The 16,386-nt window shown below is 60.8% G+C and carries 20 protein-coding genes; 13 read left to right on the top strand and 7 right to left on the bottom strand.

Going from position 1 to position 16,386, the window contains the following annotated elements:
- Positions 1–112 precede the first annotated feature (112 nt).
- Positions 113–460, top strand: coding sequence for a hypothetical protein (locus tag ACMUVN_RS03940; RefSeq protein ID WP_028757224.1), 348 nt, complete (start codon positions 113–115; stop codon positions 458–460).
- A 127-nt stretch (positions 461–587) separates the two neighbouring features.
- A complete protein-coding gene (locus tag ACMUVN_RS03945; protein ID WP_028757223.1) occupies positions 588–1,211 on the top strand; it encodes a hypothetical protein in 624 nt (207 codons plus the stop codon).
- Positions 1,212–1,233: 22 nt separating this feature from the next.
- Here the strand turns inward: ACMUVN_RS03945 and ACMUVN_RS03950 are convergent, their stop codons facing one another.
- Positions 1,234–2,031: a class I SAM-dependent methyltransferase gene (locus ACMUVN_RS03950; RefSeq protein WP_028757222.1), complete on the bottom strand. Its 798-nt coding sequence runs from the start codon at positions 2,029–2,031 to the stop codon at positions 1,234–1,236.
- A 266-nt stretch (positions 2,032–2,297) separates the two neighbouring features.
- Between ACMUVN_RS03950 and ACMUVN_RS03955 the strand changes: the two genes are divergently transcribed.
- Entirely contained in the window at positions 2,298–2,693 is a 396-nt protein-coding gene (locus tag ACMUVN_RS03955) for an Ohr family peroxiredoxin (RefSeq protein WP_414814882.1), read from the top strand.
- A gap of 117 nt (positions 2,694–2,810) precedes the next feature.
- Positions 2,811–3,854, top strand: a complete 1,044-nt coding sequence (locus ACMUVN_RS03960) for a DUF3095 family protein (protein ID WP_028757220.1) — start codon at positions 2,811–2,813, stop codon at positions 3,852–3,854.
- Positions 3,855–3,895: 41 nt separating this feature from the next.
- On the opposite strand, the gene ACMUVN_RS03965 is transcribed toward ACMUVN_RS03960, so the two are convergent.
- Positions 3,896–4,312 carry an NUDIX domain-containing protein gene (locus tag ACMUVN_RS03965; protein WP_132572181.1) on the bottom strand — a complete coding sequence of 139 codons (417 nt, stop codon included), beginning with the start codon at positions 4,310–4,312 and terminating at the stop codon, positions 3,896–3,898.
- Positions 4,313–4,542: 230 nt separating this feature from the next.
- Here ACMUVN_RS03965 and ACMUVN_RS03970 point away from each other — a divergent pair, with 230 nt between their 5' ends.
- Positions 4,543–5,844 (top strand): epoxide hydrolase family protein, encoded by a 1,302-nt coding sequence (locus ACMUVN_RS03970; RefSeq protein ID WP_063475118.1) that lies wholly within the window; start codon positions 4,543–4,545, stop codon positions 5,842–5,844.
- Positions 5,845–5,869: 25 nt separating this feature from the next.
- On the opposite strand, the gene ACMUVN_RS03975 is transcribed toward ACMUVN_RS03970, so the two are convergent.
- The 3 genes from ACMUVN_RS03975 to ACMUVN_RS03985 form a co-directional block, all read right to left on the bottom strand.
- Entirely contained in the window at positions 5,870–6,343 is a 474-nt protein-coding gene (locus ACMUVN_RS03975; RefSeq protein ID WP_082849719.1) for a MarR family winged helix-turn-helix transcriptional regulator, read from the bottom strand.
- A 149-nt stretch (positions 6,344–6,492) separates the two neighbouring features.
- Positions 6,493–7,548, bottom strand: coding sequence for a GlxA family transcriptional regulator (locus tag ACMUVN_RS03980; RefSeq protein ID WP_028757216.1), 1,056 nt, complete (start codon positions 7,546–7,548; stop codon positions 6,493–6,495).
- Between the two features lie 63 nt (positions 7,549–7,611).
- Positions 7,612–7,770: a hypothetical protein gene (locus ACMUVN_RS03985; protein WP_164735909.1), complete on the bottom strand. Its 159-nt coding sequence runs from the start codon at positions 7,768–7,770 to the stop codon at positions 7,612–7,614.
- Here ACMUVN_RS03985 and ACMUVN_RS03990 point away from each other — a divergent pair.
- The 6 genes from ACMUVN_RS03990 (at position 7,712) to ACMUVN_RS04015 (ending at position 13,315) form a co-directional block, all read left to right on the top strand.
- Complete coding sequence (locus ACMUVN_RS03990) at positions 7,712–8,590, top strand: ABC transporter substrate-binding protein (RefSeq protein WP_028757808.1); 879 nt, start codon at positions 7,712–7,714, stop codon at positions 8,588–8,590. The two genes, ACMUVN_RS03985 and ACMUVN_RS03990, sit on opposite strands and share 59 nt — an antisense overlap.
- A 180-nt stretch (positions 8,591–8,770) precedes the next feature.
- Positions 8,771–9,523: an amino acid ABC transporter ATP-binding protein gene (locus ACMUVN_RS03995; protein ID WP_063475116.1), complete on the top strand. Its 753-nt coding sequence runs from the start codon at positions 8,771–8,773 to the stop codon at positions 9,521–9,523.
- Between the two features lie 7 nt (positions 9,524–9,530).
- Positions 9,531–10,190, top strand: coding sequence for an amino acid ABC transporter permease (locus tag ACMUVN_RS04000; protein ID WP_132572172.1), 660 nt, complete (start codon positions 9,531–9,533; stop codon positions 10,188–10,190).
- Complete coding sequence (locus ACMUVN_RS04005) at positions 10,187–10,849, top strand: amino acid ABC transporter permease (protein ID WP_132572169.1); 663 nt, start codon at positions 10,187–10,189, stop codon at positions 10,847–10,849. The genes ACMUVN_RS04000 and ACMUVN_RS04005 overlap by 4 nt, the downstream gene beginning before the upstream one ends.
- 23 nt (positions 10,850–10,872) lie before the next feature.
- Positions 10,873–12,102 (top strand): Atu1372/SO_1960 family protein, encoded by a 1,230-nt coding sequence (locus ACMUVN_RS04010; protein ID WP_414814883.1) that lies wholly within the window; start codon positions 10,873–10,875, stop codon positions 12,100–12,102.
- 1 nt (position 12,103) lies between these two features.
- Positions 12,104–13,315: an FAD-dependent oxidoreductase gene (locus ACMUVN_RS04015; protein ID WP_132572163.1), complete on the top strand. Its 1,212-nt coding sequence runs from the start codon at positions 12,104–12,106 to the stop codon at positions 13,313–13,315.
- A gap of 156 nt (positions 13,316–13,471) precedes the next feature.
- Here ACMUVN_RS04015 and ACMUVN_RS04020 read toward each other — a convergent pair whose 3' ends face one another.
- Entirely contained in the window at positions 13,472–14,239 is a 768-nt protein-coding gene (locus tag ACMUVN_RS04020; RefSeq protein ID WP_414814884.1) for a siderophore-interacting protein, read from the bottom strand.
- 422 nt (positions 14,240–14,661) lie between these two features.
- Here ACMUVN_RS04020 and ACMUVN_RS04025 point away from each other — a divergent pair, with 422 nt between their 5' ends.
- The gene (locus ACMUVN_RS04025; protein ID WP_132572157.1) at positions 14,662–15,057 is read left to right on the top strand and encodes a hypothetical protein; all 396 of its coding nucleotides are present in this window, start codon (positions 14,662–14,664) and stop codon (positions 15,055–15,057) included.
- A 10-nt stretch (positions 15,058–15,067) separates the two neighbouring features.
- On the opposite strand, the gene ACMUVN_RS04030 is transcribed toward ACMUVN_RS04025, so the two are convergent.
- Positions 15,068–15,259 (bottom strand): hypothetical protein, encoded by a 192-nt coding sequence (locus tag ACMUVN_RS04030; protein WP_414814885.1) that lies wholly within the window; start codon positions 15,257–15,259, stop codon positions 15,068–15,070.
- Positions 15,260–15,555: 296 nt separating this feature from the next.
- On the opposite strand from ACMUVN_RS04030, the gene ACMUVN_RS04035 reads away from it, so the two are divergent.
- Positions 15,556–16,338, top strand: coding sequence for an alpha/beta fold hydrolase (locus ACMUVN_RS04035; protein WP_127430334.1), 783 nt, complete (start codon positions 15,556–15,558; stop codon positions 16,336–16,338).
- Positions 16,339–16,386: the final 48 nt, after the last annotated feature.

Here is a 16,386-nt window from a genome sequence, read left to right on the forward strand (position 1 = left end):
GCGGGTGCAATTGATATCGTAGCAATCGGCCCGGCTGGCAGAAAATGGTTCATCCCCGCCGCGGCGCGCGCTATAGATCGGTCAGGCGGATTGCCTTTCGAGAGTTTGATCCATGAGCTATGATTTCCATGTCGGCCAGAAGGTCGTCTGCATCAACGATACTTTCAAGCATGTCAGCATCGACCAACTTATCCGCAAGGGCGAGATTTATACGATCCGCTGGGTGGGTGAATATACCCACTATGTCGACGGCACGTTCATCGGGGTGAAGCTCGCGGAAATCCATCGCGGCAATGATGACGGGCCGGAAGGTTACGGTGCGGCCGACATGCCTTACCGCGCAACGCGCTTCCGGCCGCTGGTCAAGGACAAGATCGCATCGCTGCGCAAGCTTCTGGCGCCGACACCGGATGCGCCGGTGGAACCGAAGGAAAAGATCAAGAAGAAAGAGAAGGTCTGAGCGCCCCGGCGACACCAGCATTTTCCTGACTTCGTGCGCGGGACATCAACACCGTTATGACGCGCTTGTGCCTCTGGTCTAGTTTGCCTGTGCGACAGTCCGCGAGGGGCAGGTTTGAGGGTGCGCCATGAGACTGATTTCGAAAATCCTGGGGCTCTGCGCCGCCATCGCCATCATGATCGCGGCAACGGGAACGGCGGCCGCCGATCCGCTGGTTTTCACCTATCGCGGATGGCAGGTGGATCTCACCAATGCCAGGGACGCGGAGCCCGACCGGGAGATGGTCGCGGCCGTCAAACGGCAGCTCGATATTGTCGAGCATGTCGATCTAAAACCCGATGTCCTCACCTTTATGCGGTCGATCAGGATCTGGGCCAATCCGGCCGCCGCAAAGGCCGGGCCCGGCCACTACAGCAGCAAGACCGGCATCGACCTGCGCGTCAAGAGTCTTGCGTCCGACAAGCCGATCATCCTGCATGAACTTCTGCATGCCTATCACGACCGGATGCTTCCGGGCGGATTCGGCAATGCCGATGTCAAGCAATTCTTTGATATCGGCCGGCGGGTCTGGCCGGGCGATTCCTATATGATGAGCAATGATCACGAATTTTTCGCGGTCACGGCCAGCGTCTACCTGTTCGGCGACATCGACCGGCCGCCTTATTCACGCAGCCAGCTGCGGGAGAAACAGCCGCGATACTACCAGTGGCTGGCCACGCTGTTCGATGACGGCCGGCCGCCGCGGTCGTAGGGCCAGCAGCCCGCGATCCTGATCAGGCCGTCTTCCTGCTCAGGAACAGCGCGGTCTCTTTACGAACCTCAAGGACGCCGTCGGATTGCCTGAACGCATCGGCAATGGCTTGACGGAGCTTGGTGAGCTCGAGTTCGCCGGCGCTGTCGCCGGGCGGGTAGGAGGTCAGCGCCAGGAATACATCCTCGGGCTCGGTGATCCGCAGCTTTGCCGGATGCTGCGACATGGAGACGTTTCCAAACTGTGACCGCATCGATTGCTCGGCAGTGTCATATCCGAAGGCTTCGGCAGCCGGATCGGATGGCGCGCTGCCGAAGATGGTCGTCAGCGCGTAGATCTCGCCCATATTGCCGGCGCCGTTGGTTGTGACCGCAAGAGACCCGCCCGGCCTCAGCACTCTTGACATGTCGGCGATGCCGGCGTCCGGGTCGGGCAGGTGATAGAGCATATGCATCGCGACCACGGCATCGAAGGCGCCGTCTTCGAAGGGAAGCGCGGCGGCATCGGCTTGGCGGCCTCGAACGGAGCCAAATGGCAATGCGCTGCAGCGCGCCACCGCCTCGTCGACCATGCCAGGCGAAAGGTCGGCGAGCGTCAGGTCAAGATTCTCCGGCAGCAGACCTGCCGTTGCCGCCCAGAACCAGGCAGGCCCGCAGCCGATGTCGAGGATACGATCGCCCGGCTTCACCGGCAGCTGCGCCGCAACCCATGGAAACCATGCCGTCTCGGCGATGGTGTATTGGCTATGTAGTCGAGCCCGCGCGGCGAGCTTCCGGCTGTCGCCGTATTGGCCTGCATTGTCTTCTGTTATGGAGGACATCCCATCTCTCTGGCTCTTCACGGGGGCATCGCCTCGAGCTTGTGAGCAGAGCGTATAGAGGGCTCGGTCGCCCGACAAGACATGACTTGCAGGTCGGGCCTCTCGCATATCGCTGTTGAGGATTGTCCGGGTACGGCGAGTTTGATTATCAAAATAATCGTATCCGATTAAATCGTAATGGTGTTGACATCGATTTTGGTGAAGCGTATTAGAACGCATCCGATTTAATCGGATGCGTACAAACCCCAAACCGAAAGGATATCATCATGACCGAGAAGCTTCTCTTTACCGGCAAGACCCACATCTCCGGCGGCCGCAACGGCTCTGCGCGCAGTAGCGACGGCACGATCGACACCAAGCTGCCGCAACCGCATCCAGCTGCCGAAAACCTGTTCGGCATCGCCTGGTCGGCCTGCTATATCGGCGCCATCGAGCTTGCCGCATCACAGCGAAGGATCACCCTGCCGGCCGGTCCCGAGGTCGATGCGGAGATCGATCTGAACGGCGATAACGGCTCCTTCTTCCTCAGGGCGCGCCTCAATGTCAGCCTGCCCGGGATCGATCGCGAGGTTGCGCAGGAATTGATCGAGGCAGCCCATGGCATCTGCCCTTATTCCAAGGCGACACACGGCAATATCGACGTCGAGACCACGCTTCTCTGAGCGGGGGAAGGGAGGACCTCACTGTCAGAGGATTTGATGCGAAGGGCCCGCCGATCGGCCGGCAGACCCTTCCTGATGTAGCAGCACCGGAAATCTTACCGATCTGGAGAACATGCCATGATCAATAGCCGCGCCCGGCCGCACAAGGCCTATGACGAGTTTTCACGCGTGCTCGATCCTGATGTCTACGAGCCGTTGCCCGATGATTGGCTGATCGGCATCACCGACGTCGTCAACTCGACCTCGGCGATCCGCTCGGGGCGCTATGAAGACGTAAACTTCGCGGGCGCATCTGTGATCGCTGCGCTCGGCAATGCCTGGGGATCGTTCGATTTTCCCTTCGTATTTCGCGGAGACGGGGCGGCTTTCGCTCTGCCGCCGCAGGGCATTATGGCCGCGACATCGGCATTGCGGCAGGTGGCAGGCTTTGCCGCAACCGATCTCGGTCTTACCCTGCGTATCGGGCTCGTCACCGTGCGGGAAATCCGTACCAGTGGGCGCGACGTGCGCGTTGCGCGCTACGCGGCTTCGGAAAGTGCGACCTATGCGATGTTTGCAGGGGGCGGCCTCAAATGGGCGGAGCAGCAGATCAAGAACGGCCGGTATCTGGTCAAGCCGGGACGCTATGCGACGAAGCCTGATCTGACCGGCCTCAGCTGTGACTGGACCCCGTTTCCGAGTCGGCAGGGCGAGATCCTGTCGCTACTGGTCGAGCCGAATGACCATACCAGTCCCGAGGCCTTTGCAGCGCTGGCAAAACGGGTGCTTGCGGTTTTCGATACCGCGCGGCGCCGGTCTCATCCGCTGTCGGAGGATATGGCTATTCCCAAGGACAGTGGGCGACAGGTCGATGCGAAAGGCTGGTCTGAGGTCGCCGCCAATTCGGATTTCCGCAAGTTCGACGACGGTTTGCGCCTGACGTTGGATTGTACGCCCGAACAGATCGACAGGGTCGAAGCCATACTCGTTGCGGCGAGGACGCGCGGCGAGATCAACTTCGGACTGCATCGGCAGTCGCATGCGCTGATGACCTGTCTCGTGCCATCGGACAGGCCGGATTCCCATCTACATTTCCTCGACGGAATGGGCGGCGGTTATGCCAGGGCGGCCGAGATGATGGAGCAAGGAGCGCTTGGCGACGCTCAGCATCATGCTCGCTGAAGACCGGTTCAGCCGGCGAGACGTCGTGACCGCCAAGAAACCTAAGCGGGCGGGCGTGTTTCCCGGCCAGCCAGGTTCGCCAGCATTTCAGTGAGCTGAGGCAACGCCAATTCGGCTTCTGTTTCTATCGCGGCGGCGGTGAACCATCTGAGTTCGGTATGTTCATCACCGATCAGTCGCGGCTGGCCGTGCCATTTATCGACGTGATAGACATGGAAAGTGGTGAATGCTTCGGGCGGGCCTTCCGATGCGAACCGTCCTGCAAACCGCCAGCGCTCCGGCGCCACGCCTATTTCTTCGATCAATTCCCGGCACATTGCCGTCTCGGCGTCTTCGCCCTCTTCGATATGGCCGCCCGGAAGGCTCCAGCGATCCGGGTGCACCTTGCGCTTTGAACTGCATCTTGCCAGAAGAACGGTTCCGTTCCGGCTCAAAACGCCCATCGCGATGTCGGGCATGCATTCTCCTCTCCCCAATCGATCTCGCACATGCTGCCCGCAGCTACGGCTTCTTGCAATGACCGGTCGTTCATCGAGACAGTCGAGACATAGCCTGACAGGGTAAGTTGACCCCTCTATTGCCCGGGAGCATAGTCCCCGGACAGACGCGAATGACCTGCTGCTGCGAACGAGGTCGGTCAGTCGATCTTCGTCCGTTTCCTGACAGACCAAACGGAGAGGAAAGCGTCATGCCACCCACATCTCTATCAACGCCCACGCGGCGCGAGCTGCTTGCCGCCACGGCCGCCGCCGGAGCCATGAGCATGCTTGCCGGGACGCGCAGCGCTGAGGCGAACGGCGACGGGCTTAGCCCCTTCAACGTCAACTTCCCCGAGGAGGCGCTGGATGATCTGCGCCGGCGCGTGGCAGCGACCCGCTGGCCTGATAAGGAGACCGTCACGGGCGATACGCAGGGCGTGCGGCTCGCGACGATCCAGAAACTCGCGAACCATTGGGCGACGGATTACGACTGGCGCAAGATGGAGGCGCGGCTCAATGCTTTGCCGCAGTTCATCACCGAGATCGACGGGTTGGATATCCACTTCATTCATGTCCGCTCCCAGCATAAAAATGCGTTGCCGTTGATCGTCACACATGGATGGCCTGGCTCCATCATTGAGCAGTTGAAGATTATCGAACCGCTCACCGATCCGACAGCGCATGGCGGGAGCGCAGAGGACGCATTTGATGTGGTGATCCCGTCTTTGCCGGGCTACGGCTTTTCCGGGAAACCGACGGGGTCGGGGAGCTGGAACCCGCCGCGCATCGCGCACGCCTGGGCGGCGCTGATGCAGCGTCTCGGCTACACCAAGTTCGTGGCGCAGGGCGGAGACTGGGGCAATGCGGTCACCGAACTGATGGCGATACAGGAACCGCCGGGATTGCTCGGCATCCACACCAACATGGCCGCCACGGTTCCGGCTGACATCGCTAAGGCTCTGGCTGCCGGCGGTCCGCCACCCGCCGACCTGCAGCCGGAGGAAAGACAGGCCTGGGGGCAGCTCGACGATTTCTACAAGAATGGGCTGGGCTATGCCATCGAGATGAACAACCGGCCGCAGACGCTCTACGCGATCGTCGACTCGCCGGTCGGCCTCGCGGCGTGGATGCTCGACCACGACATCCGCAGTTACCGGATGATCGCGCGCGTTTTCGACGGAGAGCCCGAGGGGCTGACGAAGGACGATATTCTCGACAACGTCACGCTCTACTGGCTGACGAATACCGCAATCTCCTCGGCACGCCTCTATTGGGAAAACGCGCACCATCCCACAGGAGGATTCTTCGACCCCAGGGGTATCAAGATCCCGGTTGCCGTGAGTGTGTTTCCCGACGAGATCTATGCCGCGCCGCGGAGCTGGGCAGAGCGGGCCTACCCGAAGCTGATCCACTACAACAGGCTGGAAAAGGGCGGCCACTTCGCCGCCTGGGAGCAGCCGACGGCTTTCACTGCCGAGCTCAGGACTGCGTTCCGGCCGCTGCGGCAGTAGACCCAGGCGGAATCAGGCGACTGATTCAAGATTTCCCCGGTTCGCCCTGCATTGATCGCAGCAGGTTGTCGCGCAGCGTCGTCACCGATTTCTGAACGACGGGAAAGTCGTCGCCGAGGCCGGTGGCGCCAAGCAGCGCGTTGGCGGGATCAGATTCGACGAGTTGGCGTCCCGCCGGCGTCAGGCTGACCCGCACCTGCCGTTCGTCGGCGGGATCGCGGTGACGGGTGATATAACCATTCGATTCCAGCTTCTTGAGGATGGGCGTCAACGTGTTGGATTCGAGGAACATCTTTTCCCCCAACACGCCGACGGTTTGGTCGTCCTGTTCGGAGAGAGCCACCATGGCGATATATTGGGTGTAGGTCAGGCCAAGCTCATCCAGGATCGGCTTATAGGCGCGGCCGAAGGCGAGATTTGCCGAATAGACCGCGAAACACAGGAAATTCGAAAGTTTCCTGCCATCTGCGCCTGCCTGAGGCGAGGTGGGCGCAAGCATATCCGGCCCCTTAGCTGCTTTAGACGTCGGCATCGGTTCATCCTGTCCAGGCTTTCTAACGATGAGACCTATATAAATCGTATCCGATTAAATCGCAATGGTGTTGAAGTCGGTTTTCAATCCTGCCGCTTGTGGTCACTCGACAAAGATCAGCGGAAACTCCTGGGAGGCTTCCCATACTTCTTGCGAAAAGCGGTCGCGAAATGGGCGGAGTCGGAGAATCCGATTTCAAAGGCGATGGCAGTCATCGGAAGCGTGCTATTTTCGACCAGAAAACGGCCATAGCGCAATCTCGTCTCGACGATAAAGCGCTTCGGGGCCATGCCGATATTGTCCTGGAAGAGACGCGCGAATTGGCGTGGTGACAGACCGACGAGAGAGGCCACCTGTTCCGGTGAGACGTCGCGGCCTTTCCGACTCTCGATGAGAACGACGGCTCGCTGTATGCGCGAATCTTCTGTGCGGCGAAATGTTGAGGCGCGGCCGTGATCGAAGGCGCTCATGTGCTTCTGCTCGGTGAGCGAAAGCTGGTGCACGGCCTTGGCCGCCCGATCCGGTCCGCAATGCGTTCGGATCAGCTCCGTCATCAGCGACAGGATCGATACGCCGCCAGGCACGGTAATGCGGCCGTTTTCGATCAGGAAGTCGTCGCGCGTGGAGAAGGCAAGACGCGGGAAGGCAATCCGGAAATCCTCTGCGTGAAAGGGGTGGACGCACGCCTTGCGTCCGGTAAGCAGTCCCTCCTGAGCCAATACGAAGGCGCCCGTGCAAACACCAATTACCGGCACACCCGCCGATGCCGCCACCCTGAGATAGTCGCGATGCTTGCCGGGTGCGGCGCGCAGATGTGGCAGCAGGCCGCCGATGACCACGACGTAGTCGAAGTCGGTCGGGTTGATGTAGGGCGCGTCGGCGTGAACCCGGATGCCGCAGCTGGCCACCGCTGCATGGCCCGGAGCCCCCATGATCGACCAGCGACAATGTAATGGACGGGAATTGTCGGCAAAGTCCGCCGCATGCCTCAGAGGCTCGACGATACCCGTCAGCGACATCATCGGGAAGGTCGGCCAGAGGAGAATGCCGATGGAAAGATCGGCCTTTCGGTCGCGTGCGGCCAGAAGCCGCTCGGCCCAAAGATCGTCGAGCCAGCGCACATAGTCCGGCTCGTTGGCTGATACTTCGGAAGGTTTCTCGGATGTGATCATGGCGCATGGCAATGATAGGGAAGTCATGTCCTTTTTTCAAAGAAAATGTCCGATTTGTAAAATTCAAGGGCGACCTTCGGTGTCAAGTTTGCTCTCGTCGAACGCGACATCCGGGGAACGGAAACCACCGGACAGGGGAACCAACAAATCAAGGATCAGAACAATGGCACTTTCTCTTTCGAGAAGGATGGTGACGTGCGCTCTGCTGGCAGGGAGCTTCATGTCCCTTTCATCTATCGCCAGTGCTTTCGAGCTTGCCGAGCAGGGTAAGCTGACGGTTGCCTTTACCGGCGACATGCCCGGCTCCGGCTGGCAGGACGGGAAGCTGGTCGGCTATGACGGTGAAATCATGCAACGCATTGCCGACAAGCTCGGCCTCAAGATCCAGCCTGCGCTCATGGAATGGTCGGGTACGATCGCGTCGGTTCAGTCAGGCCGGGTCGACGTCATGCTCGGCACCATGGGCTGGACTGAAAAGCGTACGAAGATCATGACCCTGTCCGAACCGATCCACTACTTCAAGAACGGCATCATGCAATCGACGAAGACCAGCTGGGACAAGCTTTCCGATCTGGAAGGCAAGAAGATCGGCACGATCACCGGCTTTTCGTTCATTCCGGAATTGAAGAGCATCAAAGATCTCCAGCTCTCGCTCTACGACACTTCCGATGCGGCCGTCCGCGATCTTATCGCCGGGCGCATCGACGCTGTCATCGGCGATCCGCCGGTGATCTCCTACGCCATCAAGCAGAACCCTGATTGGAATATGCACTTCCTTGCCTTCACCGATAACAGTCCGGATTTCCCGCTGCTGACCGGTCTCGGTCAGGTCGTCTATGGCCTCAATCAGAAGAACGACGATCTGCGCCAGAAGATGGACGCCATCATCGCCGACATGTGGAAGACCTGCGAGATGAAGGAAATCGGCGCCCGCTACGGATTGTCGTCGGATGTCTGGTTCAAGCCTGTGGGCCAAAACTTCCGCGCCGGCGTCGATCGCCCCGCAGATTACAAGCTGCCGTCCTGCGCAGCTGGCGGCTGAACGGCCGTGCGGACGGAAGCTGCAATCGGCGGCTTTGGTCCCTCTCCGCCTACTGAATAATTCCTGAAATCGGAATCGATTTCAGGAGAAAATTATGCAGCAATTCAAAGTGCTACAGCGTCCTTGGCGTGTCTGAAAAGACGCGCGGCGCTGTCGATATGATCGCATAAGGAAACGGCGATGAATGCGCTTCTCAGCGTTGCAGGCCTGCGCAAGAGCTATGGTCCTATCGAAGTTCTCAAAGGCATCGATTTCGATGTCGCGCCAGGTGAGAAGATTGCCCTGATCGGTCCGTCCGGTTCCGGGAAATCCACCTGTCTGCGCTGCATGAATTTTCTGGAAAAGCCCAGTGCCGGCGAGATCCGCCTCGATGGCGAGCGGATCGGTGTGCGCAACGGCCATGTCATGAGTGATCGGCAACTGGCACCGCAGCGCGCCGAGATGGGCATGGTCTTCCAGCTCTTCAATCTCTGGCCGCATCTGTCGGTGATTGAAAACGTGGCGATCGCAGCGCGCAAGGTGCGCGGTCTGCCTGCTGCCGAGGCACGCGAACTGGCTTTGGAGATGTTGGCCAAAGTCCATATGACACACCGCGCCGACGCCTCACCGCTCGAACTGTCCGGCGGCCAGCAGCAGCGTGTCGCGATCGCGCGGGCGCTTGCTCAGAAGCCGAAGCTGATGCTGTTCGACGAGCCGACATCCGCACTCGATCCCGAACTGGTCCAGGAGGTTCTGAAAGTAATGGAGGAACTGGCGGCCGAGGGGCGCACGATGCTGATCGTCACGCACGAGATCGCGTTTGCGCGCGACATTGCCGATCGCGTCCTGTTTCTTGACGGCGGCACCATCGTCGAAGCCGGGCCGGCACGCCAGGTCATCACCGCTCCCCGCGAAGCGCGCACGCAAGCGTTTCTCAACAAGATCCGGCATTAGGCGCGCCATGACCGGATTTTCCATATTCTTCTCGGTCGTCGAAGGGCTCGTTGCCGGGCTTGGCGTAACCGCTTTCGTCACGATCGCCTCACTGGCGCTCGCAACCGCCTTCGGGTTTTTTCTCGCCCTGCTCAGGCAATTTGCCGGGATCAAGCTTATCAATCTGGCGATCGATGCCTGCTGCGAGATCCTCTGCAATGTGCCGGCCTTGACGCATCTGTTCATCCTCTATTTCGGGCTTGCCAGCATCGGCGTGAAATTGACGTCGATCACGGCGGCCGTCCTGGGCCTCGGGCTCATCGGAGCGGCGATTACCTGCGCAATCTTTCGCGCCGGTTTCGCCGCGTTGCCGGGCGGGCAGGCGGAGGCGGCGCTTGCCGCAGGGCTGACCCCGCTCCAGACGATCTTTGAGATCCTGACGCCGCAGGCCATGCGGATAGCGCTTCCAGGGCTCGGGAACTACGCGGTGCAGCTTCTCAAGGATACGTCCGTCGTCTCGGCCATCGCGGCGCCGGAAATCATGTTCTTTGCCCGTTCCATGGTGACGTCGTCCTTCCAGACAACAATGATCTACGCGACGGCGGCGGCACTCTACCTGTTGCTGAGCTTGCCGCTGATGCAGGCAACGCGGTTCCTCGAAAGACGTTACGGGAGATTGAAAGGATGAGCGGCTTCTTCGCGCCCTATGGCGATTATGGTGTCGAATGGCTGCCTCTGCTGTTGCCGGCGATGGTGAATACGGCCTTGCTTTCCGTTTGTGCCTTTGCCCTGGCATTCGTTTTTGGTTTGCTGCTGTCGCTCTGCCAGAAATCCAGTTTTGCAGCGCTAAGGTATTTTGCGGCCCTTTATGTGACGATCGTGCGTGGCGTGCCGCTGCTGGCGGTTTTGTTTCTGCTTTATTTCGGCTTGCCGGGTATCGGGATCGTCTTCGATGCTTTCGGCGCGGCGATTGCGGGCCTGGCATTGTGTTTCGCGGCCCAGGTCGCAGAGCTTTTCCGCGCCGGCCTGAAGGCTATACCGGCCGGCCAGAGCGAGGCAGCGCTGGCTGCGGGCTTCACCCCGGCCCAGAGTTTTGTCCTGATCATCCTGCCGCAGGTCGCGCGTGTCATTCTGGCGCCGATGATCATCACCTTCGTTTCGCTGCTCAAGGATTCTTCGCTCGCTTCGCTGATTACCGTCAACGAACTGGTCCTCACCGGGCGGTCGATGGCGACGGAGTATTTCCTGCCCTTGCAGATCTACATTGCCGTCGGCCTCTGCTATTTCGCGATAGCGTGGCCTTTCTCGGTCCTCTCGCGCCGGCTAGCCCTTCCGGCCGCCCGCTAACTCGTCATCACAAGGCCAAGACCATGACCATTGAAACGACCGTTGCCACGGGCGACGACCGTCGGCATGCAACGCAATCGCATGAACCTCGTTCGCCGGTGATCCTCATGACGCCCGACATCAGCGAGGCGCCTGGTGTACCGACCGAGACGGAGTATGTGGTGCGCGCCAACTATGCGGACGCCATAGCCGAGGCTGGGGGAATTCCGTTGATCCTGCCTTACAATACCGAGAACCTGACATCGGCGTTGGCTCTTGCGGATGGAATCTTCCTTACCGGTGCGCGGCCGGGGACCGAGGTGACAGGCGCACGCAGGCGGTTCGAAATTCAGCTGATCGAGCAGGCCTTGAAAACGGGCAAGCCGCTTCTCGGCATCTGCCACGGCATGCAACTGATCGGGGAATGCCTTGGAGGCAAATTTCGTACCGAGCTGCCGGCCGCCGCGATTTCCCACATCCCGCAAGGGATTCCCGATGTGTTGGCGCACGAGATCACGGTCGAGCCGGACAGCGTGCTCAACAATTGGGTCGGGAAAGGTCCAGCGCGCGTCAATAGCCTGCACCGCCATGCTTTGGCCGGCCACGGACGCTTCCGTGTCGCTGCGCGGGCGCCGGACGGCACCATCGAAGCGTTCGAAGGAGAAACGGACGGCTTTTGTCTGGGCATCCAATGGCACCCAGAATACCGGCTGACTGAACTCGACAGGAATATCATGAGAGCCTTCGTCGGCCGCAGCGCAGATGCGGCAGCCCGCAAGGCGCGCAATGTTTCATCGGCTGGAAGCAATCGCGTGCGCGAACGGCTGGCACAGCTCGAGCTTGCTCTGCCGGAAGCATCCTCGCCGCCAGGCGCGTTTTCCGGGGCTGTGCGGACCGGCAATATCATCACCGTTTCCGGTCAGGTGCCGCTGAAGGATGGCACCGTGCTGCAGACGGGACATCTCGGAGGGGAGGTCTCGATCGAAAAGGGGCGGGAATGCGCGCGCTGGGCGCTTCTCAATGGGCTTGCGCAGCTGGAGGCGGCTGCTGGCGGCTTCGGCAACATCCTGGGCTTCGTCCGGCTGGCGGGCTATGTCGCGGCAGATGCTGCTTTCGAGCGCCACGGCGCCGTCGTCGATGGGGCTTCGGAACTGCTCCGAGAGCTTTTCCCGGATCGATGGGCGCATGCCCGCATCGCGATCGGCGTAACATCCCTGCCGCGCGGGGTTCCTGTTGAAGTCGAGCTGACAGCCGTCGTCGGCGATGAGGCTTGAGATGGCGCGCGTTGCGGTGATCGGCGCCGGCGTCATCGGCGTATCGTCGGCCTATCTGATGGCCCGGGCGGGGCATGATGTGACACTTATCGATGCGGCAAGCGAGCCGGGCATGGGGGCGAGTGCCGGCAACGCCGCGCAGCTGTCCTGGGCCTATGGTGACGCAATGGCGTCGCCAGCCTTGCTGAAGCATCTGCCAGCCATTGCAATGAGCCGCGATCCGGCCTTTCGGATCCAGTGGCAACTCGATCGGGACTTTCTGTGCTGGGGTTTGAAATTTCTTGCCAATACATCGCTCAGGCGTTGGTGGAACAATACGCAGGACATCCTGCGCCTTGCCGAGCAATCCCGTCACGAACTCGCCATCCTGCTTAAGGAAACCGATGTCGAATTCGATTACCGTGTCGCCGGAAAGCTGCATCTCTATGCCGATCGGCAAAGTTTTGCTGCCGCCGACTCCAGTGTGGCGCGCAAGAATGCCCTTGGCTTCGAACAGTGCCTGCTGACGCGGGTGGAGGCGGAAAACATCGAACCTGCACTCGCCGCGTATCAGGGAGAGATTGCCGGCGCCGTTTACACTCCCGGTGATGCCCTCGGCGATGCGGCTGGATTTTGCCGCCAGCTCACCATCTGGATGATCGAGCGCGGGCAGGTGTCGGCGCTTTTCGGCAGGAGGGTCTCGAGCTTCGTCCAAACGGGAGGCGTGCTAACAGGCTTGAGGTTCGAGGACCGCGACGAGCTTCGCGTCGATGCGGCCATCGTTGCGGCAGGACCGCAGATCGGTTCCCTCATATCTGATTTGCCTGAGGCCCGGGACATACGCCCCGTCAGAGGCTATTCGCTCACCATTCCAAGAACTAGCCTTGCACCCAGTATCAGCCTGACAGACGTCAAGCGAAAGCTTGCCTTTGCTGCCATCGGCGACCGTTTTCGTGTCGCCGGACTGGCAGACATCGAGCGTCCCGGGGCCGGTTTTGATGCCAGACGTTTCGACACGCTCAAGCTGGCCGCGTCGGCGGTGCTGCCCGACCTTTTCGAGCGATCGGATGAACTGATGAGATGGTCGGGCGAGCGGCCCATGACTCCGACCTCCAAGCCCATTATCGCCGCCTCCCGACGCATCAAAGGTCTCTACATCAATGCCGGTCACGGCATGTTGGGATGGACGCTTGCATTAGGTTCTGCCCGCCGCGTGGTTGATCTCTTTCAATAAGTCGGTGGCTGGCACCCGGTGCGTTCGGGCAGAGGCTGCCGAGACTTCGCTCAATTCATAGCTCTTCACATCCATCGGATCGTTCCGGATCATAAAATCCGGAACGAAGGGAGTGAGAACTCATCACCAAATGGAATCCGGAATGCGGGGTTGGTCCTAGCCGAATTTCTCGGTCGTATCGGCCTTGCCGAATACCCAGTAGCCGGATGCCTTGATCCAGCCGAGCGGGCAGCCTCGTTCGAGCAGATGGGCGCGGATATCGCGTGTTACCGAGGCTTCCGCCGCGACCCAGATGAAGGTCTCCGGCTGGATGTCGACCGTGCTCAGGAGCTTCAGCAGGGCAGTGGCATCGGTTGCCTGCGAGAGAGGCCGATGCGCCCAGCGGACGTGCAGTTCGGCTGATGTCTCGAAGACCTGTTCTTCCAGCGGGCCGGTGACGGCTGCGACTGTGGTGATGACGGTTCCGGCGCTGCTCTCCTCGATCCGGCGGCCGATCGCGGGCAGTGCCGTTTCGTCGCCGATCAGCAGCCATCGTTTTACCGTCCTGGAGACCACGGCAGAGCCCCTTGGTCCGCCGATCTCGAGCCTGTCGCCGACGCGTGCGTCGATCGCCCATCGGGTCACCGGGCCTGCCTCGTGCAAGGCGAAGTCGATGGTCAGTGTCCGCTCAGCATTGTCGTAGCGGCGCGGCGTGTAGTCCCGGCGCTCTTCGCCATCGGCGGCCGGTACGAAAATCTTGATGTGGTCGTCGGGAGCAAGGCTGATGAAATCGGCAAGATCATCGCCGGTCAAAGTGATGCGGCGCATGCGCGGGGTGATATCGACGACGCTTTCGACGGCGAGGGTGCGCCGCCGCGTGTCGTGGCGGACCCGTTCGATGCCGGGGGCAGGTGAAGTCTGATCTTTGAGTTGATTGTTATCCATGTGTCCTCAGAAGCTTTCTTGAGCTCGATCCGCAGGACACAGTCGCGCAGATCGAAGCCGCAAAGCCGTTCGATCATACGCGTTGAGTGACGTTAACGCTTACGTGGCCGGGTGACCCGACCATTGACGGCATGATGTAGCCGACGACGGCGGCATGTGCAACCGCAAGGGAGCCGACAACGGCGATGATTGCCAAAGTTTAACTTTCCGGTGCCGTTCCGGGCCGGGCAATGATCGGCCGATCAGCGGGCAGGAGTTCCGTCCGATGGAGGACGGATTTGGCGCCCAGCCACGATAACCTCCCAAGCGCCATCTGCCCTGGTTGCTACTTTTGAATGCAGCATAAAAGATGACACGTTTGAAGCTAATTTCCGACACTTTCCCGATCGAAGCTCTGCGCTATTGCGAGCTTTGGAGATACGATGTCGGGCATTCTTATCGCCACCCTTTTGGCAACGGTTTCAGCAAAGATTCCCGCCGGATTTGCCAGCGGTGATCTCCTTTATTCTGATTGCGGCGGCTCACGGCAGTTTGTCGTCGGATATGTCGCGGGTTGGTTGGACAAGTGGAGCCGGGACGAGTATCTGGCCCGCCGTATCTTCACCGAAGCCGTTCCTGCACCGAAGGCGATGGTGAACTCGGCTTATTTTGCCAATTCCGTCGGCGTAAACCTGTGCGTCCCGGTTGGAACCACCGCTGAGGCGATCGGCAATACGTTGTGTACATTCCTGGATGAGAACCCCGGCATACGTGAGGCCACCGGCGACGAGCTGATGACGACCTTGATGGCCTATAAATACCGTTGCCCCGTGCCGTAGGACGTCAAGCTCATATCAGCTTGCCGGCCTCGATAAACCGGCTGAGCGAGGTGGCGGCGTTCAGCATGTGGGCGCGCATGCGCCGTGATGCCATCTCGCCGTCGGCGATCGCCTGCATGGTAGCTTCATGTTTGTCCTGAGATCGGCGCAGCCGTTCGCCCTGGCGCAGTGTGTGCGCCGGAAGGGGCATGCGGTTGCGCATGGCGACGCCTGCCGGCAAGGACGCCATTGTGCGCGGTGGGATGGATGGCTTCATGGACCGGATGGGAATACATAAGTCTCCAGCAAGCAGGCTTCTGCATAGATGAAGCCGCTTCAAATGCCGAGTTTGAATATGCGGGAGCGCAACGGGGCGAAGGTTGACGCCTTGCGCCGGGCAGGGCGAATCATCCCGACATCGCATTGTAGATCAGCCGATTTCGACTGGGCTTCGGTTCTTCAGGCTTGAGCCGACATGCTTTCGATCTTTCAATTTCTTGACCCACAAGGAACCAGATCATGATGATGAACAGACGGACTTTCTCGGCCGCCCTTGTTGCCGGCGCCGCCGCTTCTCTGCTCGCCACCCGCGGCATGGCCGCGACATCCGCTCCGGTGAAGGCGCGCAACGTCGTGCTGGCGCACGGGCTGTTTGCCGACGGCTCGTGCTGGACCGAGGTGATCGCGCGCCTGCAGGCGGCCGGGCTCAATGCCACCGCTGTGCAGAACCCGCTGACGACGCTGCCCGAGGCCGTCGCTGCCGTGAAGCGAGTGCTCGACCGGCAGGACGGCCCGACAGTTCTGGTCGGGCATTCGTTTTCCGGCATGCTCGTGACCGAGGCCGGCGTGCACCCTGATGTTTCGGCGCTCGTTTATGTCGCAGCCCGGGCGCCGGATGCGGGCGAGGATTATACCGCTCTCGCCAAGACCTTCCCGACTCCACCGGCTTCGGCCGGCATCGTCTTCGACGGCGATGAGGGCCGGCTCAGCGAGGAAGCCTTCCTGCGCGATTTTGCCGGCGACCTGCCGGAGGCGAAGGCGAAAGTGCTCTATGCCGTGCAGCAGCCGTTCCAGAAAGAGCTGCTGACCGGCAAGACGACGCAGGCCGCCTGGCATTCGAAGCCGAGCTGGTATGCCGTCTCGACCGAGGACCGGACGATCAATCCCGATCTCGAACGCTTCATGGCCAAGCGCATGGGCGCGAAGACGATCGAGCTGAAGGCCAGCCACCTTTCACTGATCTCCCATCCCGACGAGATCACCCGGCTGATCCTCGAGGCGGCGGGGCAGAATGCGGACTGAGCCAAGCCCGCGGCTGGTGGAGGCGGGCGTGGATCCCAGGCTTGCGCA

This window comes from Rhizobium sp. IY2 (assembly GCF_047532935.1).
Taxonomy (GTDB): domain Bacteria; phylum Pseudomonadota; class Alphaproteobacteria; order Rhizobiales; family Rhizobiaceae; genus Rhizobium; species Rhizobium anhuiense.